Annotated in this window: 26 protein-coding genes; 7 read left to right on the forward strand and 19 right to left on the reverse strand. The window is 62.8% G+C overall.

Annotated features, from left to right (window positions below; all coding sequences use genetic code 11):
• Positions 1 to 38: 38 nt before the first annotated feature.
• The 5 genes from IB272_RS01355 to IB272_RS01375 form a co-directional block, all read right to left on the reverse strand.
• A complete protein-coding gene (locus IB272_RS01355) occupies positions 39 to 419 on the reverse strand; it encodes a cupin domain-containing protein (protein ID WP_060584107.1) in 381 nt (126 codons plus the stop codon).
• Positions 420 to 531: 112 nt separating this feature from the next.
• Positions 532 to 2697, reverse strand: a complete 2166-nt coding sequence (gene glyS, locus IB272_RS01360; RefSeq protein WP_060584105.1) for a glycine--tRNA ligase subunit beta — start codon at positions 2695 to 2697, stop codon at positions 532 to 534.
• A gap of 112 nt (positions 2698 to 2809) precedes the next feature.
• Positions 2810 to 4750, reverse strand: coding sequence for a DUF2207 domain-containing protein (locus tag IB272_RS01365; protein ID WP_060584104.1), 1941 nt, complete (start codon positions 4748 to 4750; stop codon positions 2810 to 2812).
• A gap of 109 nt (positions 4751 to 4859) precedes the next feature.
• Positions 4860 to 6131, reverse strand: coding sequence for a 3-phosphoshikimate 1-carboxyvinyltransferase (locus IB272_RS01370; RefSeq protein WP_060584103.1), 1272 nt, complete (start codon positions 6129 to 6131; stop codon positions 4860 to 4862).
• Between the two features lie 72 nt (positions 6132 to 6203).
• Positions 6204 to 6752 (reverse strand): LemA family protein, encoded by a 549-nt coding sequence (locus IB272_RS01375; protein WP_034801085.1) that lies wholly within the window; start codon positions 6750 to 6752, stop codon positions 6204 to 6206.
• Between the two features lie 247 nt (positions 6753 to 6999).
• On the opposite strand from IB272_RS01375, the gene IB272_RS01380 reads away from it, so the two are divergent.
• Positions 7000 to 7197 carry a hypothetical protein gene (locus tag IB272_RS01380; protein WP_034801082.1) on the forward strand — a complete coding sequence of 66 codons (198 nt, stop codon included), beginning with the start codon at positions 7000 to 7002 and terminating at the stop codon, positions 7195 to 7197.
• Here the strand turns inward: IB272_RS01380 and IB272_RS01385 are convergent.
• The 6 genes from IB272_RS01385 to IB272_RS01410 form a co-directional block, all read right to left on the reverse strand.
• Positions 7190 to 7756, reverse strand: coding sequence for an AAA family ATPase (locus IB272_RS01385; protein ID WP_060584102.1), 567 nt, complete (start codon positions 7754 to 7756; stop codon positions 7190 to 7192). The genes IB272_RS01380 and IB272_RS01385 overlap by 8 nt on opposite strands.
• A complete protein-coding gene (locus tag IB272_RS01390) occupies positions 7753 to 8709 on the reverse strand; it encodes a glycine--tRNA ligase subunit alpha (RefSeq protein ID WP_060516372.1) in 957 nt (318 codons plus the stop codon). The genes IB272_RS01385 and IB272_RS01390 overlap by 4 nt, the downstream gene beginning before the upstream one ends.
• A 125-nt stretch (positions 8710 to 8834) precedes the next feature.
• Complete coding sequence (locus tag IB272_RS01395; RefSeq protein WP_034801076.1) at positions 8835 to 9026, reverse strand: membrane protein; 192 nt, start codon at positions 9024 to 9026, stop codon at positions 8835 to 8837.
• Positions 9027 to 9060: 34 nt separating this feature from the next.
• Positions 9061 to 9927, reverse strand: coding sequence for a S49 family peptidase (locus IB272_RS01400; protein WP_034801074.1), 867 nt, complete (start codon positions 9925 to 9927; stop codon positions 9061 to 9063).
• A 173-nt stretch (positions 9928 to 10100) separates the two neighbouring features.
• Positions 10101 to 10871 (reverse strand): tRNA1(Val) (adenine(37)-N6)-methyltransferase, encoded by a 771-nt coding sequence (locus tag IB272_RS01405; RefSeq protein ID WP_060584101.1) that lies wholly within the window; start codon positions 10869 to 10871, stop codon positions 10101 to 10103.
• Positions 10872 to 10882: 11 nt separating this feature from the next.
• The gene (locus IB272_RS01410; protein WP_034801069.1) at positions 10883 to 11104 is read right to left on the reverse strand and encodes a DUF2007 domain-containing protein; all 222 of its coding nucleotides are present in this window, start codon (positions 11102 to 11104) and stop codon (positions 10883 to 10885) included.
• A 107-nt stretch (positions 11105 to 11211) separates the two neighbouring features.
• On the opposite strand from IB272_RS01410, the gene IB272_RS01415 reads away from it, so the two are divergent.
• From IB272_RS01415 to moaB, 4 genes are all read left to right on the forward strand, one after another.
• Positions 11212 to 12228: a polyprenyl synthetase family protein gene (locus tag IB272_RS01415; RefSeq protein WP_034801067.1), complete on the forward strand. Its 1017-nt coding sequence runs from the start codon at positions 11212 to 11214 to the stop codon at positions 12226 to 12228.
• Positions 12229 to 12388: 160 nt separating this feature from the next.
• Positions 12389 to 14224: a tetratricopeptide repeat protein gene (locus tag IB272_RS01420; protein WP_060516379.1), complete on the forward strand. Its 1836-nt coding sequence runs from the start codon at positions 12389 to 12391 to the stop codon at positions 14222 to 14224.
• A gap of 7 nt (positions 14225 to 14231) precedes the next feature.
• Positions 14232 to 15143 (forward strand): 4-(cytidine 5'-diphospho)-2-C-methyl-D-erythritol kinase, encoded by a 912-nt coding sequence (locus IB272_RS01425; protein WP_060584099.1) that lies wholly within the window; start codon positions 14232 to 14234, stop codon positions 15141 to 15143.
• A gap of 1 nt (position 15144) precedes the next feature.
• Positions 15145 to 15687 carry a molybdenum cofactor biosynthesis protein B gene (gene moaB / locus IB272_RS01430; protein WP_034801059.1) on the forward strand — a complete coding sequence of 181 codons (543 nt, stop codon included), beginning with the start codon at positions 15145 to 15147 and terminating at the stop codon, positions 15685 to 15687.
• Between the two features lie 292 nt (positions 15688 to 15979).
• Here the strand turns inward: moaB and IB272_RS01435 are convergent, their stop codons facing one another.
• Positions 15980 to 16501, reverse strand: a complete 522-nt coding sequence (locus IB272_RS01435) for a glycosyl transferase (protein ID WP_034801056.1) — start codon at positions 16499 to 16501, stop codon at positions 15980 to 15982.
• 175 nt (positions 16502 to 16676) lie between these two features.
• On the opposite strand from IB272_RS01435, the gene IB272_RS01440 reads away from it, so the two are divergent.
• Complete coding sequence (locus IB272_RS01440; protein WP_034801053.1) at positions 16677 to 17834, forward strand: PA0069 family radical SAM protein; 1158 nt, start codon at positions 16677 to 16679, stop codon at positions 17832 to 17834.
• A gap of 221 nt (positions 17835 to 18055) precedes the next feature.
• Positions 18056 to 18706 carry a ribonuclease HII gene (locus IB272_RS01445; protein WP_060584097.1) on the forward strand — a complete coding sequence of 217 codons (651 nt, stop codon included), beginning with the start codon at positions 18056 to 18058 and terminating at the stop codon, positions 18704 to 18706.
• Positions 18707 to 19005: 299 nt separating this feature from the next.
• On the opposite strand, the gene IB272_RS01450 is transcribed toward IB272_RS01445, so the two are convergent.
• From IB272_RS01450 to IB272_RS01480, 7 genes are all read right to left on the reverse strand, one after another.
• On the reverse strand, positions 19006 to 19491 hold the full coding sequence (locus tag IB272_RS01450; protein WP_034801048.1) for a F0F1 ATP synthase subunit B: 486 nt from the start codon (positions 19489 to 19491) through the stop codon (positions 19006 to 19008).
• A 13-nt stretch (positions 19492 to 19504) separates the two neighbouring features.
• Complete coding sequence (locus IB272_RS01455; protein ID WP_034801046.1) at positions 19505 to 20122, reverse strand: F0F1 ATP synthase subunit B; 618 nt, start codon at positions 20120 to 20122, stop codon at positions 19505 to 19507.
• Between the two features lie 76 nt (positions 20123 to 20198).
• A complete protein-coding gene (locus IB272_RS01460; RefSeq protein WP_025426100.1) occupies positions 20199 to 20426 on the reverse strand; it encodes a F0F1 ATP synthase subunit C in 228 nt (75 codons plus the stop codon).
• An 82-nt stretch (positions 20427 to 20508) separates the two neighbouring features.
• Entirely contained in the window at positions 20509 to 21261 is a 753-nt protein-coding gene (locus IB272_RS01465) for a F0F1 ATP synthase subunit A (RefSeq protein ID WP_043620932.1), read from the reverse strand.
• A gap of 60 nt (positions 21262 to 21321) precedes the next feature.
• A complete protein-coding gene (locus tag IB272_RS01470; protein ID WP_034801042.1) occupies positions 21322 to 21681 on the reverse strand; it encodes an AtpZ/AtpI family protein in 360 nt (119 codons plus the stop codon).
• 301 nt (positions 21682 to 21982) lie between these two features.
• Positions 21983 to 23104 carry a cell wall hydrolase gene (locus IB272_RS01475; RefSeq protein ID WP_060584095.1) on the reverse strand — a complete coding sequence of 374 codons (1122 nt, stop codon included), beginning with the start codon at positions 23102 to 23104 and terminating at the stop codon, positions 21983 to 21985.
• Between the two features lie 346 nt (positions 23105 to 23450).
• Entirely contained in the window at positions 23451 to 25352 is a 1902-nt protein-coding gene (locus IB272_RS01480) for a potassium transporter Kup (protein ID WP_034801041.1), read from the reverse strand.
• Between the last annotated feature and the right edge of the window lies 1 nt (position 25353).

The following is a 25353-nucleotide window of genomic DNA, read 5'->3' on the forward strand; positions in this document are numbered from 1 at the left end:
CGGTCAGCAAGCGAGATCGTAGTGACCCGGACAAGGGATCAGATCCAGCGGTCGTTTTCCGCGGTGCGTTCGCCACCCTCGTGGCCGGTGTTGAGCGTGCCGCGCGGCTCGATCAAGAGCATCTTCACCTCGCGCTCCGCATAGGGCTTGTGTTCGACGCCCTTCGGCACGACGTACATTTCGCCGGGACCGAGCGTCACAGCCCCATCGCGGAAATCGATGCGCAATGTTCCTTCGAGCACGATGAAGGCCTCGTCGGTATCTTCATGATCGTGCCAGATGAAATCGCCTTCGATGCGCACGATCTTGAATTGGTAGTCGTTGAGTTCGGCAAGAACGCGCGGTTGCCACTGATCGCTGAAGAGCGAGAGTTTTTCGGCAAAATTGATCGGCTTGTAGGCCTTTGTCGCGATAGTCATCGGCTGTCTCCCTCTTGCGTGATGGAGACAGCATATAGGTCGCCGGGCAGCGAGCCGCTTGAACGTTTGTGCGCGGGTGTGAGGCCGCCGGTCTCCCGGCGGCGACCCGGCCTTAGCCGACGATCTTCGAGAAGTCCGCGACCGTGCCGGTGGCCGAGCGGATCAGGCCGAGCAGCGCCAGACGGTTCGCACGGATTGCCGCATCATCGTCATTGACGAGTACGTCGTTGAAGAACTGGTCGACCGGTTCGCGCAGCTTGGCCAGCGCTTCCATGGCCGAACGGAAGTCTTCCTTGGCGATCGCATCGCGTGCTTCAGCCGAAGCAATTTCGACAGCCTGGTGCAGCGCCTTCTCGGCGTCGAGACGGAAGAGGCCGGCATCGACGGCGTCGGCGACGGCGGTGCCCTTCTTCTCTTCGGCTGCGAGGATCTGGGTGGCGCGCTTGGTGCCGGCCAAGAGGTTGCGGCCCTCCTCGTCGGTGATGAAGGCGGTCAGCGCTTCCACGCGGCGGGCGATCATCAGCAGGTCGTCGGCTTCCGGCGTCAGCACGGCGTCGATCAGGTCGTGACGGGCGCCGAGGTCGCGCAGATAGACCTTGAGGCGATCATGGAAGAAGGAGAGCAGATCGGCCGAAATGTCGTCCGCAAGCGCCGGCTTCTGCGCGCGCAGGGCGACGAGTGCCGTTTCGAATGCAGGCAACAGCGCCAGGCGCGCCTTGCCTTCCAGGATCAGACGGATAACGCCGAGTGCGGCGCGGCGCAGCGCAAAGGGATCCTTCGAGCCGGTCGGCTTTTCGTCGATCGCCCAGAAGCCGACGAGCGTGTCGAGCTTGTCGGCAAGCGCAACGGTCACTGCCACCGGATCGGTCGGCGCACGGTCAGAGGGACCATTCGGCTTCCAGTGGTCCTCGATCGCCGTGGCGACAGATCCGTTCTCGCCCTGAAGCAGGGCGTACTTGTGCCCCATGATGCCCTGAAGCTCAGGGAATTCGCCGACGGCTTCAGTGCGCAGATCGGCTTTGGCCAGCACGACGGCGCGGTCGACGAGCTTGGCGTCGGCGCCGGTGACCTTGGCAAGTTCACCAGCAAGCGCGCGGATACGGGCGACGCGTTCGCCCTGGGTGCCGAGCTTGGCATGGAAGGTAACGTTCAGCGCATCGAGCTTGGCCATGCGCTGATCGAGCGGCTTGCCGAGGTCCAGATTGAACTTCTTGGCGGATGCTTCCAGCGTTTCGAGATCCGGCAAGTTGCCCTGGTCGCGGTGCCAGAAATGCGCTGCGTCCGAAAGACGGGCGCGCACGACCTTGCCGTTGCCATGCACGATCTCCTTGCCGCCGTCCTTCGCCTCGATGTTCGAGACCAGGATGAACTTGTTGGAGAGCGTGTCGGCGCCCGGCGCGCGGGTGACGAAGCACTTCTGGTTGGTCTTGATCGTCAGCCGGATGATTTCCGAGGGGATCTCGAGATAGGCTTCCTCGAAGCTGCCCATCAGCACCTGCGGCCACTCGACGAGGCCGGAGACTTCTTCGAGCAGGCCTTCGTCTTCGACGAGCTCGAGGCCGTTGGCGAAGGCGACATTGCGGGCGTCGGCCAGGATCATTTCCTTGCGGCGCTCGCCATCGAGAACGACCTTCGCCTTTTCCAGCTTCTCGGCATAGTCGGCAAAGCGACGAACCGTGATCGCTTCCGGTGCATGGAAGCGGTGACCATAGGTGACGTTCGAGGCGACGATGCCGTCGACTTCAAACGGGATCACGTGGGTTTCCTCGGTTTCCGAACCGAAGGTGCAGACGATCGACTGCAGCGGGCGGACCCAGCGCAGCGCGCCGGGCCTGGCCGATGCCACGCCGGAACGCATCGGCTTCGGCCAGGGGAAATTGCGGATGATATCCGGCATCGCCTCGGCGATGATCTCTTCGGCGGGACGGCCCGGCTTGACGATATGGGCGACGTAGAAGTCGCCCTTCTTCGGGTCGCTATGGACGTGCGCCTCGCTGATCGAGGAAAGGCCGGCGCCGCGCAGGAAGCCTTCGATCGCCTTCTCGTTGGCGTCGGTGCGCGGACCCTTGCGCTCTTCGCGAACATCGGCGGAGCGGGCGTTGAGGCCGCGGATGTCAAGCGTCAGCCGGCGCGGTGTCCAGTACTCGCGCGCGCCCTCATAGGTCAGGCCCGCTTCGACCAGGGCATCGGTCAGCAGCTTCTTGAGGTCACCGGCCGCCTTGCGCTGCAGGCGGGCAGGAATTTCCTCGGAGCGGAGTTCGATAAGAAGATCGGGCATGGGAGTGACTTTTTCTGTTCCTGACGGTTGCGGCGGACTTAGCAATCTCTGGCAAGATTGTCACCAAGCGCCGCGATGAATTTGGTTTTCCAAGGGCAAGTGCGAGGCGGATTTACCAGCCGCCGCCACCACCGCCACCACCGCCGCCGCCGGAGAAGCCGCCGCCGGAAGAAAAGCCCGACGATGACGATTTGGGCGGCGGAGGCAGCGACGACGTCATCGTGTCCGCCATGGATCCGGCAAAACCGCCGATGCGATCGCCGAAAGTGCTCGAGCCGAAGCCGTCACCGTGATACCAGCCCGGCTGATAGGCAGCGGCCGCAGCCGCCCCAGCCGCCGCGGCAAGCAGCCAACGATCGAAGGTCTCGGTCCAAGGCTTCTCGACGCCAAGCGCCACGGCGTAAGGGAGCAGCGTCTCGAAATGCCGGGGCGACATTTCGGGCGCGCCTTGCATGTTCATCCGGTCTTTCTCGGCGAGCGTCATGTATTGCCTGAGCCCGTCGATGCCATCCATCATCCGCGTTCCGAGCGGCGTCGGCGCACCCATCAGGAAGAAGAACAGCACGTTGACGAGCACGATCGCGCCGATCACGAAGAGCAGCGGCAGTTCGTCGGTTTCGGCTGCCGAATAGAAGACGGCCGCAAGGATGGTCGAAAAGATGGTGAAGGCGACGAAGCCGATGAAGGCGACCACGACGATCGACATGATCCGGCTCATCAGGCTCCTTTCGCGGCGAAGCGACTTGCCGAAGGAGACTGCGAGGATCGAGACGAAGAAGGCGATGAAAACAGGAACGATCACCAGCGGCAGGCTGTCCTCGCTGAGATCCGCGAACAGGAACACGGCCGCAACCGCCAACACCGAAAGGATGACACCGGCGACGATGTAACCGCTGTTGGCGTGGTAGTACTTGCCGCGATGCTCGCGCTCCATGGCGTTGCGGAAATCAGCGCCGGTCGCCTGCACCCGTGTGCCATGGGCGCGGTCGATGGTGAGCTTGCCGCCAGCGGCATTGACCGCCTTCATCACGGCCGCCTCGCCGGTCGGCAGCTTTTCCTCGGGTTTCTTGCCGGTGGCGGCAATGACGATGGCGTTCTTCAGGTCTTCGAGAACCACGTGGCCCTTGACCGCGAGATTGAGTGCTGCCGCCGACAACGCGGTCCAGCCCTCACCGGAAAAGCCCCTGTTGTCGATGTAATTGACGAGCGCCGGTGAGATGCCCTCCGGCGGATCCCAGCGCGGCACCATGACGCCGCGGTCCGGGTCACGCCCGGCCCTGAGCCAGGCCTGGCTATAGTAAAGCAGGACGACGGCAAGGCCGGCACCGGCGATGACGAGCGCCAGATGGTCGTGCAGCCACCAGGCATTTTCCTGGCTGGAGGTGGGCGTGTCGATGCTGCCCTTCGGCATCTTGATGGCGATCGTCAGCCCTTCGCGCGGGTCGAGACGTCGGGTGGTGGCAAAGAAGATTTCGCTGCCGTCCCTGGATGCGCGCGCATCCTTGCCGGTCGCGCCATAGCCGCCAGTGAAGTAATCGAGCGCTTCGGCCCTTACGCCTTCCGGCAGCGTCACGGTCGCACTCGCCTCGTCGATCGGGAAATCCCACTCCGTACCGGTGACGTTCCAGTAGAGTTCGTCGTGATCGTCAAAGAAGCGGATCTGCCGGCCAGTCTCGTAGGTGAACTGGAAGGTATGCTCGCCCCGCTCCAGAAAGACCTCGGCCGAACCGGTGTAGATGCGGATGCCGCCGTTGATCGTCTCGGTGCGATAGGGCTCCTCCTCACCGTCACGCTCGACCGAGAGCAGCTTGAAATCGACCTTGCTGCGCTTGCCCTTCGCGTCGGTGAAGGTCAAAGGCATATCGCGATAGATACCTCGGCGGATCTTGTTGCCCTCGACCGTCGCCGTGATCGTCTCGGTCACCGTCATCGTGCCGTCCTTGGCGACATCGATGACGGAGCGATAGGCGGAGAAGACCTCCTCCGCCCGACCGACGCCTGCCGTTGCCAGCAAAAACACCAGAACGGCAAATGCGGCAGCGAAACGGACCATGCGGATCAAGCTTTCTTCCGGTTGAGGTTCAAGACACGAGATCGGTTCTTATGGGTGAGAACGGGATGCGCGCGGAAACCGCAGACACGGCCGCACATCCCGCACGGTATCAAGGCCGGTCGCCGGTAAATTCGACGCCGAGCGAGGCGAGCGCATCCCAATAGGCCGGGTAGGTTTTGGCAACGCAGCCTGGATCTTCGATGGCGATCCCGTGGATCTTCAGGCCGGCAAGCGCAAAGCTCATGGCGATGCGATGGTCGGCGAAGGTGTCGATCGAGGCGGGCAAGGTCTGGCCGGCAAGCGTGGGATCGGAAGAGACGATCAGGTCGTCGCCTTCCTCATGCGCCAGATCCGGCCGGATTGCTGTCAGACCGAGCGACAGCGCGCGCACGCGGTCGCATTCCTTGACGCGCAGGTTGGCGAGACCGACGAAGCGCACCGGCGTCTTGTTGAAGGCGGCAAGTACGGCGATCGTCGGGATCGCGTCCTGCATCTGCGAGCCGTCGATAACGGCGGGCAGGTTCGGGAAGCTCGCGATCACCGCATGGGCGCGGGCATCCGGCTGCGAGAAGGCGTCCGCCGGAACGCCGATATCGATGGCGCCGCCGGTCAGGACTTCCGCAGCCCAGAGATAGGTCGCCGCCGAAGCATCCGGCTCGATGACATAGTCGGCTGCCTTGTAGCCGGTCGGCGCGACCTGCCAGACGGAGGGGCTCAGCTGCTCGACTTCGGCGCCGAAGGCACGCATGGCGGCAACCGTTAGGTCGATGTAACCGCGCGCGCCGATCTCGTCGCCGGCAAGCTCGATGTTGACAGGACCCTTGGCGCCGGGGGCCGCCATCAGCAGGGCCGAGACATACTGGCTCGACAGGCCGGCATCGATGACGACGCGACCGGCCGGGAAGCCGCCGGTGCCTTTGACGGTGACCGGCGGGCAGCCGGTTTCGGAGGTGACTTCGACGCCGAGCGTTCCGAGTGCTTCGACCAAGGGCTTGATCGGCCGCTTGCGCATGTGCTGGTCGCCATCGACCACGACCGTGCCATCGACGAGCGCGGCAGCAGCCGTCAGGAAGCGTGTCGCCGTTCCGGCATTGCCGAGGAACAAGGGAGCTGCCGGCGGGAGCAACTTGCCCGTGCTGGTGACGACGAAGGTCGTTTCATCCGGCTCGCTGACTTCGACGCCCATCGCGCGCAAGGCTTCCGCCATGTAGCGGGTGTCGTCGCTCTTCAAGGCACCCGTCAGCCGGCTCGTGCCCTTGGCAAGGCCGGCCAGAAGCAGCGCCCGGTTGGTGATCGACTTCGAGCCCGGCGGGCGCACATGACCGCGGAGCGGGTGGTCGGTCGGCAGGATGGTCAGTTTTTTCATGCTATCGGAGGTCATCGAATAGGTCTCTTGATGCGAATGGCGCCGCGGCGGGATCCCGCGGCGAGGAATGTTCGGGAGGCGTGGCGGTCAGAACTTGACCTGCGGCACCGCGCGGTCGGCTTCGTTGGTGATCTCGAAATAGCCGGCTTTGACGAAGCGGAAGGCGTTTGCGATCAGGTTGGACGGGAAGCTCTCGACCTTGACGTTCAAGTCACGGGCCGCACCGTTGTAATAGCGGCGCGACATCTGGATTTCGCCCTCGATCGTTTCCAGCGAGCGCTGCAGTTCGGCGAAATTCTCGTTGGCCTTGAGGTCCGGATAAGCTTCCGCCAGCGCAAAGAGCTTGCCGAGCGCCTGGGAGAGCGCGCCTTCCGCCTGGGCCCGCCCCTCGACGTCGCCGGCTGGCACCGCCTGTGCGCGGTTGCGCATGGCGATCACCTCTTCGAACGTCGACTTCTCGTGCGCGGCGTAGCCCTTCACGGTTTCGATCAGGTTCGGGATCAGATCGGCGCGGCGCTTCAACTGCACATCGATACCGGACCACGCCTCCTCGGCGATCTGCCGCGCCTTGACGAGACCGTTATAGACGAAAACCAGATACAGAATCACGACGACGGCGATTGCCAGACCGATCATAGGGCACCCTCCAAAAACTCGCGCAGAGATTAGCATTCGCTTCTCAGCTTCAAAGCGCTTTCTGCAGCATTTGGCCAGAGAAACCTGCTCCTCCCCAATTCCCGCCTGCACCGTGAACACTGTGTTTCCCGATGCCACGCCTTTTCACGTCAAAAGACCGGCTTTCCTGTTCCATCGGGAACGGCGACCGGACCGGTGATGGGCGATAGTCGGTTCATCGAACAACCCCGGAAACGAAGTGAAGACCATGAAAACGCTCGCAACTCTCATCAACGTGATCGCCTTTACGGCGCTCTTCGTTGCCTATGCGAGCGCCCATTCTCCGGAACGGCCGAGCGGTGTTCGCCGCGCTCTTCAGACCTACTCCGGTCAGGTCTATACCGGCGCCTATCCCACAATGAAGCCGTACTGCAAGAACGACGCCGGCACGACCTTCGTCATCTGACAGTTGAAGGTTCAGCGATCCGCGCCGCGATTGCCGCTGCCGCCTCATCAGCGCCGAGCGTCGACACATCGATCTCAATCAATCGGTCGCTTCTGCCGCGCAGCAGCCGGTGCGCGCGCCGCAATCCCAGAAGAACTTCCGGATCGGTCAGCTTGTGCAGCTTGCTCCGGCCGGCGCGTGTCAGGCGCTTGAGATTTTCCTCGACGTCGCAATCGATCACGACCGCAACGAAGCGAGCGCCGCGTTTTTGCGCGAGTGCGGCGCAGTCCTCGAAGGCACGCGTGTCGGTGGCATCGTCCGAGAGCGCATCGGTGAAGATGATCGACCGTTCGGCTGCCGCCCTTTCCAGGTGCTCGAACACGCTTTGGCGGACCGCCGATCGAAGCGAGCGATAAAGCGGGTCACTGCGCGCAAACAGTGCCTCGGCCGGATTGATCAGCGTGTGATTGTCGGCGAGCCGCGCGCCCAGCCTTTCAGCAAGATGGCGCGCGATCGTCAGCTTACCGGTGCCCGGCCAGCCGTTGATGTGAACGACAAGGCCGGACGGTTCTACGCTCAAGCGGCGTCCCGGTTGAGGTTCGCGCCACCGGCGTCGGTCAACAGGAAGGCTTCGCCGCAGGCCTTGGCGAGCGTGCGCACCCTAAGGATGTAGCTCTGGCGCTCGGTGACCGAGATCACGCCGCGGGCATCGAGCAGGTTGAACACATGGCTTGCCTTGATGCACTGGTCGTAGGCTGGGAAGACGCATTTGTGCAGGTGGTTGTTGCTGTGGTCGCCCGGTGCTCCGGCAGCCAGCAACGCCTGGCACTCGGCTTCCGCATCGATGAAGTGCTGATGCAGCATCGCCGTGTTGGCGTATTCGAAATTGTAGCGCGAATATTCCTGTTCGGCCTGCAGGAAGACATCGCCATAGCTGATCTTCTCGGCACCCTCGCGACCGTTGAAGTTCAGGTCGTAGACGTTGTCGACGCCCTGCACATACATGGCGAGGCGTTCGAGACCGTAGGTCAGTTCCCCCGAAACCGGCGAGCACTCGATGCCGCAGACCTGCTGGAAGTACGTGAACTGCGACACTTCCATGCCGTCGCACCAGCACTCCCAGCCGAGACCCCAGGCGCCGAGCGTCGGGCTTTCCCAGTCATCCTCGACAAAGCGGATATCGTGCAGCAGCGGGTCGAGGCCGATCGCCTCGAGCGAGCCGAGATAGAGTTCCTGCAGGTTGGACGGGTTCGGCTTCAGGATTACTTGGTACTGATAGTAGTGCTGCAGGCGGTTCGGGTTTTCGCCGTAGCGGCCATCGGTCGGGCGACGCGACGGCTGGACGTAAGCCGCACGCCAGGGACGCGGGCCCAGCGCGCGCAGGGTCGTTGCCGGATGGAAGGTACCGGCGCCCACTTCCATGTCGTAGGGCTGCAGCACGGCGCAACCCTTATCGGCCCAGTAATTGTGGAGTGTCAGGATCAGAGCCTGAAACGAGCGCTTCGGGTTCATATGATCAGGCAGAGTGGTCATGGATCGCGTCCGGATTTCTTCTAGAAAATGTGCCGGACAGGTGCCACGCCTGATGACAGGGGTCAAGCGCTACGGCAGCGGGCGGGCAAATAGACCGCAGCCACACTGACGCGTTCCGACCGCCCTCACTCGCCGTCGCGCTTCAGCCTGTATTCGCCGGTCTCCGGGTCCTGCACCAATGTTCCCTGCGCCCCGGTCTGCTCCTCGCGGCGAGCCTGTTCGCGCTGGCGCGTCAGCTTCTGGGCATCCGCCACGAACTTGCGATAGCCGAGCCAGAAGACGAAACCTGCGATCAGGAGCAGGATGAGTTGCGGCATTTTCCCTCCAAGGACATTTCAGGCCGGGCAGGCATCAAAGCCCGAACCGCGCCCACAATGCCCTTTCCTCGATGGCTTCGGCAAGTCCCGCCGCTGCGGAAGCGGCCATTGGCTCGACCAGAGCACCGGCAATGGCCGCGCCGCTCTGCCGGCGGCCAAAAAGGCTGCGCACCGGCTGGATGAGCTCGAGCCGCGCCTTGTCGCCATAGCGCTTCTTCACCTCGCCGCGCAGATCGCCGAGACTATCGATGATGCCGAGCTCCAGCCCGCGCCGGCCGGTCCAGAAAAGGCCGGAGAAGATATCCGGATCGTCGGCGAGCAGCTGGCCGCGACGGGCCTTGACCATCTGGATGAAGGTATCGTGGATATCGAGCTGCAGGTTCTTCAGGAATGCGATGTCGTTTTCCTTTTCCGGCTGGAACGGATCGAGCATCACCTTGTTTTCGCCAGCGGTATAGACACGCCGCTCGACGCCGATCTTCTTCAGGAGTTCCGGAAAACCGAACCCGCCGGAGACAACGCCGATCGAGCCGACGATCGACGTCGGGTCGGCAATGATCTCGTCGCCGGCAAGCGCGATCATATAGCCGCCGGATGCGGCGACGTCCTCGACGAAGATCAGCACACGCTTTTTCTTCTCCTGGGCGAGATCGCGGATGCGTTGGTAGATCAATCGCGACTGCACCGGGGAGCCGCCAGGCGAATTGACGGAGATCGCGACAGCAGGCGCCTCCTTGATTGCGAAGGCCTTTTCGAGAAGCGGGGCCGCTGTCGCCAGGTTGAGCGCCGGCCGGAACTGACCGCCGCCGGCCATGATCGCGCCGTGGAGCCGGACGACGGGGATCGTCACGCCTTCCTTGCGAAAACGTTTGGGCAACAACCGTCTCAGGAACGCCTTCATTTCAACTCCTGCCTGCTGGGACATGCCATGATTTTGAGCCGGAACGACCGGAAATCATAGACATGACCGCGTCTCATCGGCGAAAAGCGGAATGCTTCGCCGGATCGCCCGCCAGGGGCTCTTCCATGCCATGTATGCACTGATGCGGCGAACGCAATGCCGCATACGGTAAATCAGCGGCGGCGATAGGCGGCGCGGCCATTGTTGAGGTCGTCGACATGGTCTGCGAAGCGATGCCCCTCCTCGTGCATGACGAGCGGGGCGCGGAAGACCAGCCGTTTGCGACTCTGCTTGATCGCCGTCACCAGGATGCGCACGGCGTTTTCACCGACCCGCGGATGCAGCGCCGTGATCTCGATGCCGCCAAAGCGGCGGCCGCAAGCGGCGATGATCTCGGCGATCGATTCCGGCCGAGCGATCAACGACAGCTGCCCGCCGGGCTTCATGATCGCGCCCGCCGTCTTCACCCAGATCTCGAACAGCCCGTCGCTCATCGCATGGGCCTCGGCCTTGAGCGCATCCGGAGTCTTGCGGTCCGAGGCATCGTTGAAGGGTGGGTTCATGATCACATGATCGAAGCTGTCATCCGCCAGACCCGTCGCGACACGCGCCTTGCCGGTCAGTGAAACGTCGGCCTCAACGACCGAGACGCGCGAGGAAAGACGGGCGTTTTCGGCAAGCGCCAGGCTGCGGCGGGCAAACTCCGCCATAACGGGCGAGCGCTCCACCAGCACCACTTCCGCATCGTCGATCCGCGAGGCGACGGCCATGCCGGCTGCACCCGCGCCCGCACCGAGATCGGCGACCCGGCAGGGACGATCCGATGCAACGAGCGACGCAAGCAGCATGGCGTCCATGCCGGAGCGATGCCCCTGGCCGAGTGGCTGGACGACATGGAACTTGCCGCGGTGAAATGCATCGACGGTTTCGGTCGCAGCCGGCATCGGCTCCGTGCTCAAGGGCGCAACTCCGCCTCGAGCCCGGCATCGATCAGGATCCGGCGCGCCGCGTCCGCGTCTTCCTCGGCGACCAGAAAGCGACGGGGCAAGAGGCCGAGCGAGCCCTCAAGAATGCTCATCCCCTGGTCGGCGATGAGGCTTGCGATGCCGGCATCCTTCATCAGGCTCTCGGCAAAGGAGAGCACGACGGCATCGTTGGTACGGATCAATTCCTTCATCCGGCGGTTTTTCCTGTCCTATTTCAGCAAGCGGGACAATTCGCCTCTTGCCGCACGGGACACCCCTTCCTATTGTCGAAAGCGACAATGAAAACAGGAGTCCCGGTGTGGGCGTAGTGATACCGCTGGAAGACAGCAAAAACAAACAGGCGTCCGTAAAGCCGCTCGTTGATCTGACCGCTGCGGACATGGAGCGCGTCAACCAGCTTATCCTGTCGAAGGCCGGCTCCGACGTTCAGATGATTCCCGAGGTCGCCAACCACCTGATTTCTTCGGGCGGCAAGCGCCTGCGCCCGATGCTGACGCTCGCCTCCGCTGCGATGTTCGGCTACGAGGGCGACGCCCACGTCAAGCTCGCAACCAGCGTCGAATTCATGCACACCGCGACGCTTCTCCATGACGACGTCGTTGACGAAAGCGACCTTCGCCGCGGCAAATCCACCGCACGCACGATCTGGGGCAACCAGGCAAGCGTGCTGGTCGGCGACTTCCTGCTCGGCCAGGCCTTCCGCATGATGGTCGATGTCGGCTCGCTCGACGCGCTCGACGTGCTGTCGACGGCAGCTTCGGTCATTGCCGAAGGCGAAGTGCTGCAGCTCTCCGTCGCCAAGAACATGGAAACGACCGAGGACGACTATCTCCAGGTCATCCGTGCCAAGACCGCAGCCCTTTTTGCCGCCGCCGCCGAAGTTGGGCCGATCGTTGCCCAGACCAGCAAATCGGACCGCAACGCGCTGAAATCCTACGGGATGAACCTCGGCCTCGCCTTCCAGCTCGTCGACGACGTGCTCGACTATGGCGGCTCGTCGAGCGACCTCGGCAAGAATGTCGGCGACGACTTCCGCGAGGGCAAGATCACCCTTCCGGTAATCCTCTCCTATCGCCGCGGGACGGCGGAAGACCGTGCCTTCTGGCGCGAGGCGATCGAAGGCGGCGACAGCAGCGACGCGAACCTCGACAAGGCACTCGGCCTGATCAAGCGCTATGGGGGCTTGAGCGACACCATCGCGCGCGCCCAGCATTACGGCACGATTGCCCGCGATGCGCTGGCGCCGCTGCCGGCGTCTCCCTGGAAATCGGCGCTCACCGAAGTCATCGACTTCTGCATCGATCGCGTCAGCTGACGGGCTCCGGGCAGGTCAGAACGAGCGACAGGATTTTCTTGCCGCGTTGCGCCAAAAAAGCCATTCTGTTCCTCAAGAGTTGCGTTGGGCTATATGTGGCTGACTCCGAAAACAACCCCTAGTGGTGCGAAAGCCGAGCAATCGGCGCGAAAGGTTTGACATGCGGCAAAAGACGATTCTCCGCCTCCTCAGCGGCGCAGCACTGCTGGCTCTCGCTGCTGTCAGCGGCGGCTACCAGGCATTTGCCGAGGAGAAGACCGCAGCCGTCGAGGAAACTGAGCCGTTCGACATCAAGTCGGTCAATACCTTTTCCGGCGCGTTTCTCGCTGCCCGCACCGCCGATACGGACCGCGACTTCGCTTCCGCCACAGAACTCTACCGCATCGCGCTGCAGTTCGAGCCGAACAACAACGACGTCAAGCAGCGGCTGATGATCACGCTTCTGATGGCGGGCCAGTTCGACGAAGGCGCGAAGATCGCCGAGCAGCTGAAGTCCGACCCGGCCGTCGAGCGCATCACGACGGTCATTCGCGCGATCGAGGCGATCCGCAAGCGCGAGTATCGCAACGCACAGAAGCTTCTGAACTACCAGGGTCCGAACGATCTCGACCGGCTGATGAACGGCCTGCTTTCGGCCTGGGCGAAATTCGGCCAGGGCAAGCCGAAGGAAGCACTCGCCGAGATCAACGGCCTTGACGGTCCTGAATGGTTCCGCGTGTTCAAGAACTATCATGCGGGCGCGATCGCGGTTGCTGCGGGTGACAAGCAGACGGCGCGCACCAGGCTCAACGATGCCATTCTCGACCGCGAGGGCGGAAGTGCCGCTCCGGACACCTTCATGCGCGCGGTCGAAGCGCTTGCCCGTTTCGAGGCGCGCGAAGGCAACAAGCAGAAGGCGCTCGATACCGTCGCCGTCGGCGAAAACATGGTCAACAACTACACGCCGCTGCAGGCGCTGAGGACCGATATCGAGAATGGTGTTCCGCAGGAACAGCAGGTCAAGAACGCCACCCAGGGCGCTGCGGCCGTGCTCTTCTCGATCGGTGCGGCACTCAACCGCGACGGCGCCGAGGACATCGTTTCGCTCTACCTGCAGACCGCGCGCCGGCTCGACCCTGACAGTGCCGACATCCTGGTCATGCTCGGCGGCATCGCCGAAAACCTGAAGAAACCGAACGAGGCGATCGAACTCTACAAGGCCATTCCCGAGACCTCGCCGATGCGGCGCGTTTCGGAACTACAGCTCGGGCTCAGCCTCGCCAGCATCGGCAAGGTCGACGAGGCGAAGAAGCACCTGAAGGCGCTCATCGACGTCGATCCGAAGAACATCCGCAACTATCTCGCCTATGGCAGCGTGCTTTCCGACGCCAAGGACTACAAGGAGATGGGCGAACTCTACGATCGCGCCGTCGAACAGATCGGCTCCGTGCCGAAGCGCAGCGACTGGACCGTATTCTTCCAGCGCGGCATCGCCTATGAGCGCCAGAAGCTCTGGGACAAGGCCGAGCCGAACTTCCGCAAGGCGCTGGAGCTCAATCCGGACCAGCCGCAGGTGTTGAACTATCTCGGCTATTCCTGGGTCGACATGAACATCAACCTCGAAGAAGGCCTGGAGATGATCCGCAAGGCCGTCGAGTTGAAGCCGGATGACGGCTATATCGTCGATTCCCTCGGCTGGGCCTATTTCCGCATGAACCGCTTCGACGACGCAGTCGTGGAACTGGAGAAGGCGGCCGAACTGATGGCCGGCGACCCGACGATCAACGATCACCTTGGCGACGCCTACTGGCGCGTCGGCCGCAAGCTCGAAGCCGTGTTCCAGTGGACGCAGACGCTCGAACTGAAGCCCGAGGAAGCCGAGATCCCGAAGATCAAGGCAAAGATCGAGAACGGCTTGCCGCCGCTCAAGGAAACAGTCCCCGCTTCGGCCGATGCCAAGGAAACTGCGCCGAAGAAGGTGACCCCGGAAGCACCGGCGCCGGACAAGAAGTCCTGATCGTTCCATGTCGGAAGGTGACATCGCGGGCTTCGCGCTGACGCGCGCAGCCCCCGCCAAGATCAATCTGGCCCTTCACGTCGTCGGCCAGCGCGCCGACGGCCACCATCTTCTCGAAAGTCTCGTCACTTTTGCCGATCGCGGCGATCGCATCGGTCTCTCGCCGGCGGATGCGGATCGCTTCACGGTTTCGGGCGCGTTTGCCGCCGCGCTGCCGATGGATGCCGGCGCGGGCGGCAACCTGGTTCTGAAGGCACGGGACCTGCTGCGCGCCGAACTGCAGGCACTTGACCCCGACACGGCCGGGCCGGTCCACCTGCATCTCGAGAAGAACCTGCCGCTCGCCTCGGGCATTGGCGGCGGATCCGCGGATGCGGCGGCGACGCTTCTTGGGCTTCTCGATCTTTGGGGCGCGACGATCGAACCCTCCCGCCTCGGCGCCATCGCGCTGCAGCTCGGAGCGGACGTGCCGATGTGTCTTGCCGGCACGCCACTGCTCGCGAAGGGGATCGGCGAGGACATTACGCCGCTTGCGGATTTCCCCGCGCTGCCGGTCGTGCTGGTCAATCCGCTCGTCGCCGTCTCGACGCCGGTTGTCTTCCGGGCCCTCGCCAACAAGACGAACCCGCCGCTCGTTGCGCCTCACAGAGCCGGCACGGCGGCCGAGTGGATTTCTGCGATCGCAACGATGCGCAACGATTTGCAGCTGCCGGCAGAGGGCCTTGAGCCCGTGATCGGCACGGTCTGCAAGGCATTGACCGAAGCCGGAACGGCGCTCACGCGCATGTCGGGCTCAGGCGCCACATGCTTCGGCCTTTTCGATAGCGACGTGCGCGCGGCTGCGACAGCGCGCGCTCTTTCGGAGGCCTACCCCGGGTGGTACGTTCTCGCCTGCAGGACAGTGGGCAAAGGGAAATAGCATGGCCGGTATCGACGAAAAGCGTCCGTTCATTCCTGTCGGGATCGCCATCCTCACGGTCTCCGACACGCGCACGCGCGCCGACGACAAGTCGGGCGACACATTGGAAGCGCGGGTGCGTGACGCCGGCCATCGGCTTGAGGCGCGCGCCATCGTTTCCGACGACAAGACGAAGATCTACGACCAGGTAAAGGCCTGGACGCTCGATCCCAACATCGACGTGGTGATCACGACAGGTGGAACGGGCTTCACCGGGCGGGACGTGACGCCCGAGGCGCTGGAACCGTTGTTCGAGAAGCGCATGGACGGGTTCTCCGAAGTCTTCCACCGTATCTCCTTCGAGAAGATCGGCACCTCGACGATCCAGTCGCGGGCAACTGGCGGCGTTGCCAACGCCACCTTCATCTTCGTCCTTCCGGGTTCGCCCGGTGCCTGCCGTGATGCGTGGGACGGCATCCTCAAGCAACAGCTCGACTATCGGCACATGCCCTGCAATTTCGTGGAGATCATGCCGCGGCTCGACGAGCATCTGAAACGTGGCTGAAGAGCTTGGACCGTTCCGGCTTGGCCGACCTGTTACCTTAGTAACTGACGGTCGCTTCTCCTCTCGTTAGTCTCCAAGCGTTGACACAGCGAGGAACGACCGCCGCACGTTCCATTCCTCGCGCCGCAAGACCCTTCCGCCTCTGTCCCCCAGGCGGAATGAAATGTTGGATACGACGGGTAGCCAGAATGCTGCCCGGATAGAAATCTACCAAACAAGGTCATTTGAGAGCCGCTTGGAGGTGCCGTCCCCCGGGACTGGCACCTTTAATTTTGCGCGCTACGAACCGGCGTTACCGCCTGGCTTCGACGGCGACCCAGGCCGGAACAAGTTCGGTCGAAAGCTTGCGGACAGAGCGGACATTCGTCATGGCATCCAGGCCCGTATTGCCGCGGGCGGCCGCAAGAGCATCGTTCTTGCGCAGGAGAAAGCCTGTCTCCAGCGGCTTTCCCCGCCGGGTCAGCCGGCGGAAGAAAGGCCTGCGATGCAGTCTCGAACCGGAGAAGCGGGCCGGTGCCTTGTTCATCGACACGTACTCGGCCAGTTCATCGATCCAGCGGCCGATCGGGCGGGCGCCCGGCTCCAGCAACATCAGCCATTCGCCACGCGCCGAACCCACCACATCGGCGAGATCCCAATCCCGGCAGAAACGGCATCCAGCGGCATCGGCCACATCGGACGAACCATCCTTCGAACCATGATCGAGGATGATCACATCGCTGACCAGCCCCTCCACGGCGCCGGCAACCAACACAGCAAGCGTCTGCGCCAGTTCGGCTTCGTTGTCGCGGGTTTCCATGATGATCGTGAGCATGGTTTCTCGTAACGCATCGGTACGACAATTGCTACATCCAGGACATCGACCGAAGCGGTGCCTTGATCGACAAAACCGAAATTCCAATTTTTTGTTCTTGAATTGTTCCCTCATTCGCGATAGGAAAATAATCAGAACAAAACGGGATCAAATATCTGATTCCGGGGAGATTCCAATGACCGAGCTGTCTCAGATCAGGCAGGGTGCTCTTGCGCCCGCCAACACGGCAGATGTGGCCGAAGCGATGATGAGCGCAACGGGCCTCCGGATCGACATCGATCGCCGCCGGGGGCGCGGCGCCGGGATCAACATGTCCGGCAGGTTCGAACCGCGCAGCCGCGAGACGTTCGACGACGGTTGGGAAAGCCTGGAGGATCTGCCGCCGTTCAAGACCGAGGTTCAGGTCGAGAAGCCGCGCACGGTGATCACGAGGAACGAGTCTCCCGACATCTCCTTCGACCGCTCGATCAATCCCTATCGCGGCTGCGAGCATGGTTGCATCTATTGCTTTGCCCGCCCCACGCACGCGTATATGGGCCTATCGGCCGGCCTCGACTTCGAAGCGAAGCTGTTTGCCAAGCCGGATGCACCGCGACTTCTGGAGCGCGAACTGGCGCGGCAGGACTACAAGGTGAGACCGATCGCCATCGGCACCAACACCGACCCCTATCAGCCGATCGAGAAGGAGTGGCGCATCATGCGCCAGATCCTCGAGGTGCTGCGGGACGCCAACCATCCGGTCATGATCGTCACCAAATCAGCGATGGTCACCCGCGATATCGATATCCTGGCGCCGATGGCGGAAAAGGGACTGGTGCGCGTCGGCATCTCCGTCACGACACTCGACCGGAAGCTCGCCCGCACGATGGAGCCGCGGGCCTCTACGCCGAGCAAGCGGCTGGAGGCGATACGCATGCTTGCCGAAGCGGGCATCCCGGCCGGTGTTCTCGTTTCCCCTATCATTCCGGCGCTGAACGACCACGAGATCGAGCGCGTGCTCGAAGGAGCAAGGACAGCCGGAGCAACCGAAGCAAGCTATGTCCTGCTGCGGCTGCCGCTCGAGGTCAGCCCGCTCTTTCGCGACTGGCTGCTGCGCAATTATCCGGACCGCTACCGGCACGTCATGTCGCTCATCCGCTCCATGCGTGGCGGCAAGGACTATGACGCCGAATTCGGCAAACGCATGAAGGGCGCCGGCCCCTATGCGTGGCAGATTGGCCGCCGCTTCGACCTGGCGGTCAAGCGCCTCGGCTTCAACCCGACGCGCCGGCAGCTGCGCGACGATCTCTTCGTGCCGCCGCTCGGAACGGGGGTGCAGCTCTCGCTTCTTTGAAGGCTTTCCGGTCGCCTGGGTAGCCATCCCGCAATTTCGTAATCGGCGCGCGGCGAGAGATGATCGCCCCGCACCGCCAGGCGAACCCGATAGCGGGCGCCTCAGATCGCATAGCAGTTCCGGTGCCCCTTACCCGCCGTGGGCCCCGGTAATCCCCCGTCCGCCGCCGCACTCGGACCTGGGGGCTTGAAGAGAATCGGTCGATCATGCGAATTAGACTTATGTCTCGCAGATCGTCCGATTCTCCCCTTTTTCCCGATATCATCGAAGCGCCCGATTTCAATTTCGAGCTTTCGGCCAAGGGCGATGGCTTCTGGCCGGTCGCCGGAGCGGATGAGGCCGGGCGTGGGCCGCTCGCGGGACCGGTGGTCGCCGCCGCCGTCATCCTCGATCCGGACGCCATTCCCGCAGGCCTCGACGACAGCAAGAAGCTGACGGCGCAGGCGCGCGAAAAACTGTTCGAAGAAATCCTCGCCACGTCCGAAGTGTCGATCGCCTCGGCTTCGGCCGGCACGATCGACGCCACCGACATCCGCAAGGCAAGCCTTGAAGCCATGCGACGCGCCGTGGCCGGCCTGCCCTCGAACGCACGCTTCGTGCTCGTCGACGGCCGTGACGTGCCGCCCGGCCTCACCTGCCACGCCAAGGCGGTCGTCAAGGGCGATGCGCGGTCGCTGTCGATCGCCGCCGCTTCGATCGTCGCCAAGGTCACCCGCGACCGCATGATGGCCCGTGCCGATCTCGCACATCCCGGCTACGGCTTCGCGCTCCATGCCGGCTATGCGACGGTGACCCACCGTCGCGCCATCGAGACCCACGGCCCCTGCCCGCTGCACCGGATGAGCTTCCGGCCGCTACGCCGGGACGACTAACCTTTGCGCAATCCCTGACCAGCGCTACGCAGGCGTTTTCGGTTCCGCTTCCGACATATCTCGTCAACAGCTTTTCTCGCGTCAAAAGCCATACCGGCGGCGCGCATGCTGACGTGCGCCACGCTAGCCCTTGAACGCTAGTCCTACTTCGGCAGCCGAACCTGATGTGGCGAAACGCCTACGGGATTCTCTGACGGAGGCTGGCGCCACCCATTGGTCGGGCCAACGCGGTCTCTGCAGACAGGCATAAAAAAAGCCCCGCACGAAGCGGGGCTTTCTTCAATCGAATGTCCGAGCGCTTAGTTCAAGCGTGCCTTGACGTCGCCAAGTGCCTTCTTGAACAGATCGCTCTGGGCGCCGGCGTCGGCCTTGGCGGCAATGACCTTCTCGGCAGCGGCGATCGCGAGATCGACGGCAGCGGAACGAACCGCGTTGATCGCGTCGCTTTCGGCCTGCTTGATCTTCTGTTCCGAAAGAGCCGTGCGACGAACGACGTACTCCTCGGTCTTCTGCTTGGCTTCCGCGGTCAGCATTTCGGCTTCGCGCTGGGCGGCAGCGACGATGCCGGCAGCTTCCGCTTCGGCATCCTTGCGCTTGCGCTGGTACTCAGCGACGAGGCCCTGCGCTTCTTCGCGCAGGCGCTTGGCTTCGGTCAGCTCGTTGCCGATCTTTTCGGCGCGGGCGTCGAGCGCCTTGCCGACCATGCCCGGAACCTTGAGATAGGCAATCAGGACGAAGAACAGGATCAGGCCAACGAAGGCATAGAAAGTTGCATCAAGATGCATAGTTCAGTGCTCCTCAGTTGCCAGCCGATGCCTTGACGGCAGCGGTGATCTCGGCCTTGGTGACGGTTCCGCCGATCAGCTGCTTGACGACAGCCGTTGCGGTTTCCTCGGCGATGGCGCCGACGTCGGCCAATGCCTTTGCCTTGATGTCGGCGATGCGGTCTTCTGCAGCCGAGATCTTCTTGGCAAGGTCGGCTTCGACGGCGGTGCGGTCAGCATTGGCCTTGGCCTTTGCGGATTCGCGGGCGTCGTCGGCGATCTTGTGACCCTTGGACTTGGCGGCTGCCAGGTCCTGCTCGTAGGAAGCGATGGCAGCGTCGGCTTCGCCCTTGAGGCGGGACGCTTCATCGAGATCCTGAGCGATCCGATCGTGACGGGTTTCCAGAATTCCGCCGATGCGCGGAATGATGACCTTCGACATCAGGAGATAGAAGAGGCCGAACGTGATCGCGAGCCAAAGCAGCTGCGATGCGAAATGGGTCGTATCGAAGGGCGGGAACACGCCGGAGCCAGCCTCGCCTTCGTGAGCCACACCCGTTTCGGTGTGCACCTCACCGGCCGCAGCGGCATCGTGTGCTTCGGCGCCTTCAGTGGTGGTTGACTGCTGGGCATAAGCCGCGGTCACAAACATGCTCACCTCCAGGTGCACTCAAGAATATGCGCGGCCGCGACCTTTTGACGGGTCGCGGCCGAAACTCCAGCCGATATTAGACGGCGAAGAGGAGGAGCAGGGCTACGAGCAGCGAGAAGATGCCCAGAGCTTCCGTAACGGCGAAGCCGAATACGAGGCGGCCGAACTGGCCGTCAGCAGCCGACGGGTTACGCAGCGCGCCAGAGAGGTAGCTGCCGAAGATGTTGCCGAGGCCGAGAGCCGTGCCGGCCATGCCGAGGCAAGCGAGACCTGCGCCGATGTACTTTGCTGCTTCCGCTTCCATGTTTGAACTCCTTCGAATGGTGTTGCGGCTTAGGATTGCGCTTCCGGCGGAGGTCCGGCCGGAAGCAAGCGACTGTTATTCCTTAGTGGCTTCCGGGATGGACAGCGTCGTTGAGGTACATGCAAGTCAGTACCGCGAAGACATAGGCCTGGAGGAAGCAGACGAGGAACTCAAGACCGGTAATGGCGACGGTCATGATGAGCGGCAGGATGGCGCCACCGATGCCGACCGCGCCGAGGGCGCTGAGCGAGGTGACGAAGCCTGCGAAGACCTTCAGCGTGATGTGGCCGGCCAGCATGTTGGCGAAAAGACGGACCGAGAGGCTGATGGGGCGGGAAAGGAACGAGATGACTTCGATCGCGACGACGAGCGGCAGAAGGACGCCAGGAACGCCATGCGGCACGAAGAGCTTCAGGAAGCCGAGACCGTGCTTGTAGAAGCCGTAGAGAATGACGGTACCGATGACGAACAGCGCCAGAGCGAAAGTGACGATGATCTGGCTGGTGACCGTGAAGAAGTAGGGCATCATGCCGAGCAGGTTCGCCGTCAGGATGAACATGAACAGCGAGAACACCATCGGGAAGAACTTCATGCCGCCGCTGCCGGCACCTTCGCGCAGCATCGAGGCGATGAATTCGTAGGACATTTCCGAGACCGACTGCATGCGGGTCGGGATAAGACCGCGCTGCGACGTCGTCAGATAAAGAAAGCCTGCGGCAACACCCACGGTCGCAACCATGAACAGCGACGCATTGGTGAAGGAAAAGTCCATTCCGCCAATTTCGATCGGGACAATCTTATTGACCAGGAACTGGTGGGTCGGATCGTTTGACACCGCGCTTCTCTTTCGTTCTACCCGCCCGAGAGCGGAAACCGTTTTCTTCGGGGCAACGCCTCAGCGGGCGTCGCCGTCCTTCTTGTCATTCCCAGAACCGCCTCTTCCGGCTTCCGGTGTCGCCACCATACCGGCCGAGCGCAGCACATTCAGCACGCCAGCGCAGAAGCCGAGAAGCAGGAAGATAATCAATCCCCACGGCCCTGTACCCGCAAAGTGGTCCAAAAGATAGCCCAGAAACGCCCCGACAACGATGCCGGCGATGAACTCGCTCGAGAGCTTCATCGCCGCCGCATAACCTTTACGGCTTTCGGCGGCCCTGGCTTCCGCTACATCAGGCGTATTGGGCCTCTTGGCCTCAATCTTGTCGCCGAGCTGCTTCAGCCGCGCTTCCAGACTTTCTTCAGGTTTCTCCGCCACGTGGCTACTCCCTTGTCGTCCTTATCGGGTCTCAGACCGCGATTTCGGTCATACAATAGGCCTTCGCACAAGCCACGTTTCGGCCCCATTTGAAGTCGCGCGCAACATAGTTTTAGGCACCCGCATAGTCAAGGCGTGCAGGTCGCTTGATCGTGGACAATGTTTTCCATGAAATTCAATGGGTTAAGCACACGTTCATCGATCTTCGACAAGGTCGCGGCAGGATTCCGGCCGGAGACCGGCGGGAATCCCCCCTTCCGCGTGTGCGCAGGAAAGGCGGCGGAATCGCGTCGGGCGCGGATCAGCTCCAGCCGCCGCCATAGGTGCGATAGAATATATGCATGCCGATCTTGCCGACCCGCTTCATCGTCTTCGCCCACGGCGGATTGACGTAGGTTGCGTGGTAATGGGTGGCAGAGCCCACTTCCGGCAGCCAGATCTTGCCGGCGGTGACGGCCATCGCAACTTCCTTGGCGGTCTTCCAGTGCGAGCGGGAATAAATAAGGTCACGGATCATGTCGCAGGCGAAGGAAAACTGGCAACGGTTGCGCCAGGCCTTGTTCTGATAAACAACGCCGCAGATGGTCTTCGGATAGGTGGGATTGCGCACGCGATTGAGAATCACTTGCGCGACGGCGGCCTGGCCCTTGAGCGGCTCGCTACGGGCTTCGAAGTAGATGCCTTCGGCCAGGCAGGTCTGCTCTTCCTTGCTGAAGACCGACTCCGGCAATGCGGTGGCGGCCCAGGCGTGGTCGTCCGGCGCAATCTCGGGAATGAAGCGACCGGCGTTCCTGTCTTCGCGCAGGATCGAATCGAAGGGCGATTCACGCGCATAGTCCGGCTCGGGCCGGACGTAAGCAGTCGCAAGAATGTCGGGGCGATCGTTGGTAACGAGCTTGGCCAGCATCGGCGAAACGCCGGGCTCCGCCTTTGGCGGCGTCTTCCGGTAGAAGGCGGTGGCGATCTCGATCTCCTTGCCTTCGATGCGGGACTTGGCGAAGACCATCTTCTCTCCCTCCCCCAGGCTTGGCTCCATCAGGGAGCTGGTGCGCTGCAGGATGGAGCCGGCGGAGAAATCCTTCGGCGGCGTTACGGGAGTCACGGCAACGACGCGACCCTTCTTGGCCTGACGGTTGACGCGGTCTTCGTCGGGCGTGCCCGAGTGCTTGGTTTCCGCGGTCAGCGCGACGCGGCTGCCGTCCGGCATGGTGATGCCGGCGCCGCCGTCAAGCGCGCCCGTGGTGACCGGATCGGCAAACACCATTTCGGCTTCGTGGATCGAGCCGGCCGGCGACGGCGTCATATACATGCGCCAGCGCTCGCCGCCCCGGTTGATGCCGGACAGGAAGGTCGCGAGGTCGGCATAGGCCGCAGCCGAGGGAAACCCGAGATAAAGCGCAAGGCCGATGATCGCGGGCGCCATCCAGGCGGACGGGTTCAGGCGAGACTTTAGACGCAGGTTCCGACTCTTACGCACCAACCGACTCCACGCAACGCTATCAGGCGGCACGGCTTCGCCCGCGCCGGCTATGCGCCAGCGTCGAGAATTCCGCGCGGGAAGATTAGACAATCAAGCAGCCGGACACTTCGCCGGGACCGCTCCGTTCGTGCTTTGAAAATGAAGCATTAACCTTGATGTTTGGTTAATGCGCGATCGCTGAAAGGTGGATGCCCCCACAACGCAACGAAGCCGCCTCCCCATCGGAAGGCGGCTTCGTTGCGTTGTATATCCGCCCCATCCCGCGGCCCGGCCAAGGACCGGGCAAACGTCAGATGATCACGTGCGAGCCGAGTTCGACCACGCGGTTGGTCGGCAGGCGGAAGTAGTCCGACGGATCGATTGCCGCATTCGCAAGCGCGATGAACAACCGGTCCTGCCAGTGCGGCATGCCGCTCTCGGCATCGGGCACGAGCTTGCGGCGGCCGAGATAGAAGGACGTCGACATGATGTCGAACTTCAGGCCCGACTTGCGGAAGAGACCGAGCGCCTGCGAGACGTTCTGCGTTTCCATGAAGCCGAAGCGCATTTCGAGCAATGTGAACCGGTCCGACAACGGCTGCATGCTCACCCGTTCCGACTTCGGCACCTTCGGCGTATTGGCCGTGCGGATCGTCAGGATGAAGTTCTGATTGTGCAGCACGTGGTTGTGCTTGATGTTGTGGAGCAGTGCGGCCGGCGTCGATTCCGGATCGCTCGTCAGGAACACGGCGGTTCCGGGCACGGCCACCGGCGCATGTTCGCTCTTGCGCTCGATCGACTTGATGAAGCTCGCCAGCGGAATGTCGATGTGGCGGGTCTTGGCGTGCAGGATTTCGGTGCCGCGCCGCCAGGTCCACATGATGATGATGAAGGTGGCGGCGATCAGCACCGGAACATAGCCGCCGTCGTGGATCTTCAGCATGTTGGCGCCGAGGAAGATGAACTCCAGCGCGAAGAGCGGCAACAGCACAGCGGCGGCCGCAAGCGCCGACCAGTTCCAGCGCATGCGCAGGAACTCGAAGGAAAGCACCGTCGTCACCACCATCGCGCCGGTCACCGAGATGCCGTAGGCGGTCGCCAGCGATTCGGACGAACCGAAGACGAAGACCAGCGCCATGACGCCGAACATCAGGAGCGTGTTGACGTTCGGCAGGTAGATCTGGCCCGTATGGGTCTCGGACGTATGGAAGATCGCCATGCGCGGCAGGAAGCCGAGGTGGATCGCCTGGCGCGTCAGCGAGAAGGCACCGGTTATCACCGCCTGGCTGGCGATGATGGTTGCCGCCGTCGCCAGAATGACCACTGGCAGCAGTGCCCATTTCGGGAACATCAGGAAGAACGGGTCGGACATCGCTTCCGGGTTCTTCAGGACGAAGGCGCCCTGGCCGAGATAGTTGAGGGTCAATGCCGGAAAGACGATCAGGAACCAGGCCCACTGGATCGGCCGGCGGCCGAAATGGCCAAGGTCGGCGTAGAGCGCCTCTGCACCGGTCACCGTCAGGAAGACGGCGCCGAGCACGATGATGCCGACATAGCCTTCGCTGAGCATGAAGCTCACGGCGTAGTAGGGATTGAAGGCCTTGAAGATCGATAAGTCGTCGGAGATGTGCACGAAACCGATGCCGCCCATCACCAGAAACCAGACGAGCGTGATCGGACCGAAGAAATTCGAGACCGCCGCGGTTCCCTTCGACTGCACCGCAAAGAGCATCAACAGGATGACCACCGCGATCGGCACGACATATTCCGACAGCGCCGGCGTCACCAGCTTCAGACCTTCGACCGCCGAAAGAACCGACAGCGCCGGCGTGATCATCGCGTCGCCGATAAAGAGCGCGGCGCCGGCAATGCCCATGAAGAAGAGGATGGCGGCGTGGCCGTTGGCGGACTTCATCAACAGGGCAAGCAGCGACAGCGTACCGCCCTCCCCCTGGTTGTCAGCGCGCAGAAGAAACAGCACGTATTTGATCGTGACGATGATCGTCAGCGTCCAGATCATCAGCGAGATCAGGCCGATGATCTCCGCATCGGTCACACCGTCATGGGAAACCGGGCGCAACGCTTCGCGAAAGGCATAGAGCGGGCTGGTGCCGATATCGCCATAGACGACACCGATCGAACCAAGCCCGAGGACCAGCAGACGGCGCAGGTCCTTCGGCTCATGAGTGGAAGGGGCATGCGATTGGGTCATG

The sequence above is a fragment of the Ensifer sp. ENS08 genome, from assembly GCF_014852195.1.
In the GTDB taxonomy this organism is placed as follows: domain Bacteria; phylum Pseudomonadota; class Alphaproteobacteria; order Rhizobiales; family Rhizobiaceae; genus Ensifer; species Ensifer adhaerens.

Coding starts and splice junctions, on each gene's coding strand:
- IB272_RS01355 (WP_060584107.1), bottom strand. CDS start 419: ATGACTATCGCGACAAAGGCCTACAAGCCGATCAATTTTGCCGAAAAA.
- glyS (WP_060584105.1), bottom strand. CDS start 2,697: ATGCCCGATCTTCTTATCGAACTCCGCTCCGAGGAAATTCCTGCCCGC.
- IB272_RS01365 (WP_060584104.1), bottom strand. CDS start 4,750: ATGGTCCGTTTCGCTGCCGCATTTGCCGTTCTGGTGTTTTTGCTGGCA.
- IB272_RS01370 (WP_060584103.1), bottom strand. CDS start 6,131: ATGACCTCCGATAGCATGAAAAAACTGACCATCCTGCCGACCGACCAC.
- IB272_RS01375 (WP_034801085.1), bottom strand. CDS start 6,752: ATGATCGGTCTGGCAATCGCCGTCGTCGTGATTCTGTATCTGGTTTTC.
- IB272_RS01380 (WP_034801082.1), top strand. CDS start 7,000: ATGAAAACGCTCGCAACTCTCATCAACGTGATCGCCTTTACGGCGCTC.
- IB272_RS01390 (WP_060516372.1), bottom strand. CDS start 8,709: ATGACCACTCTGCCTGATCATATGAACCCGAAGCGCTCGTTTCAGGCT.
- IB272_RS01395 (WP_034801076.1), bottom strand. CDS start 9,026: ATGCCGCAACTCATCCTGCTCCTGATCGCAGGTTTCGTCTTCTGGCTC.
- IB272_RS01400 (WP_034801074.1), bottom strand. CDS start 9,927: ATGAAGGCGTTCCTGAGACGGTTGTTGCCCAAACGTTTTCGCAAGGAA.
- IB272_RS01405 (WP_060584101.1), bottom strand. CDS start 10,871: ATGCCGGCTGCGACCGAAACCGTCGATGCATTTCACCGCGGCAAGTTC.
- IB272_RS01410 (WP_034801069.1), bottom strand. CDS start 11,104: ATGAAGGAATTGATCCGTACCAACGATGCCGTCGTGCTCTCCTTTGCC.
- IB272_RS01420 (WP_060516379.1), top strand. CDS start 12,389: ATGCGGCAAAAGACGATTCTCCGCCTCCTCAGCGGCGCAGCACTGCTG.
- IB272_RS01425 (WP_060584099.1), top strand. CDS start 14,232: ATGTCGGAAGGTGACATCGCGGGCTTCGCGCTGACGCGCGCAGCCCCC.
- moaB (WP_034801059.1), top strand. CDS start 15,145: ATGGCCGGTATCGACGAAAAGCGTCCGTTCATTCCTGTCGGGATCGCC.
- IB272_RS01435 (WP_034801056.1), bottom strand. CDS start 16,501: ATGCTCACGATCATCATGGAAACCCGCGACAACGAAGCCGAACTGGCG.
- IB272_RS01440 (WP_034801053.1), top strand. CDS start 16,677: ATGACCGAGCTGTCTCAGATCAGGCAGGGTGCTCTTGCGCCCGCCAAC.
- IB272_RS01445 (WP_060584097.1), top strand. CDS start 18,056: ATGTCTCGCAGATCGTCCGATTCTCCCCTTTTTCCCGATATCATCGAA.
- IB272_RS01450 (WP_034801048.1), bottom strand. CDS start 19,491: ATGCATCTTGATGCAACTTTCTATGCCTTCGTTGGCCTGATCCTGTTC.
- IB272_RS01455 (WP_034801046.1), bottom strand. CDS start 20,122: ATGTTTGTGACCGCGGCTTATGCCCAGCAGTCAACCACCACTGAAGGC.
- IB272_RS01460 (WP_025426100.1), bottom strand. CDS start 20,426: ATGGAAGCGGAAGCAGCAAAGTACATCGGCGCAGGTCTCGCTTGCCTC.
- IB272_RS01475 (WP_060584095.1), bottom strand. CDS start 23,104: ATGGCGCCCGCGATCATCGGCCTTGCGCTTTATCTCGGGTTTCCCTCG.
- IB272_RS01480 (WP_034801041.1), bottom strand. CDS start 25,352: ATGACCCAATCGCATGCCCCTTCCACTCATGAGCCGAAGGACCTGCGC.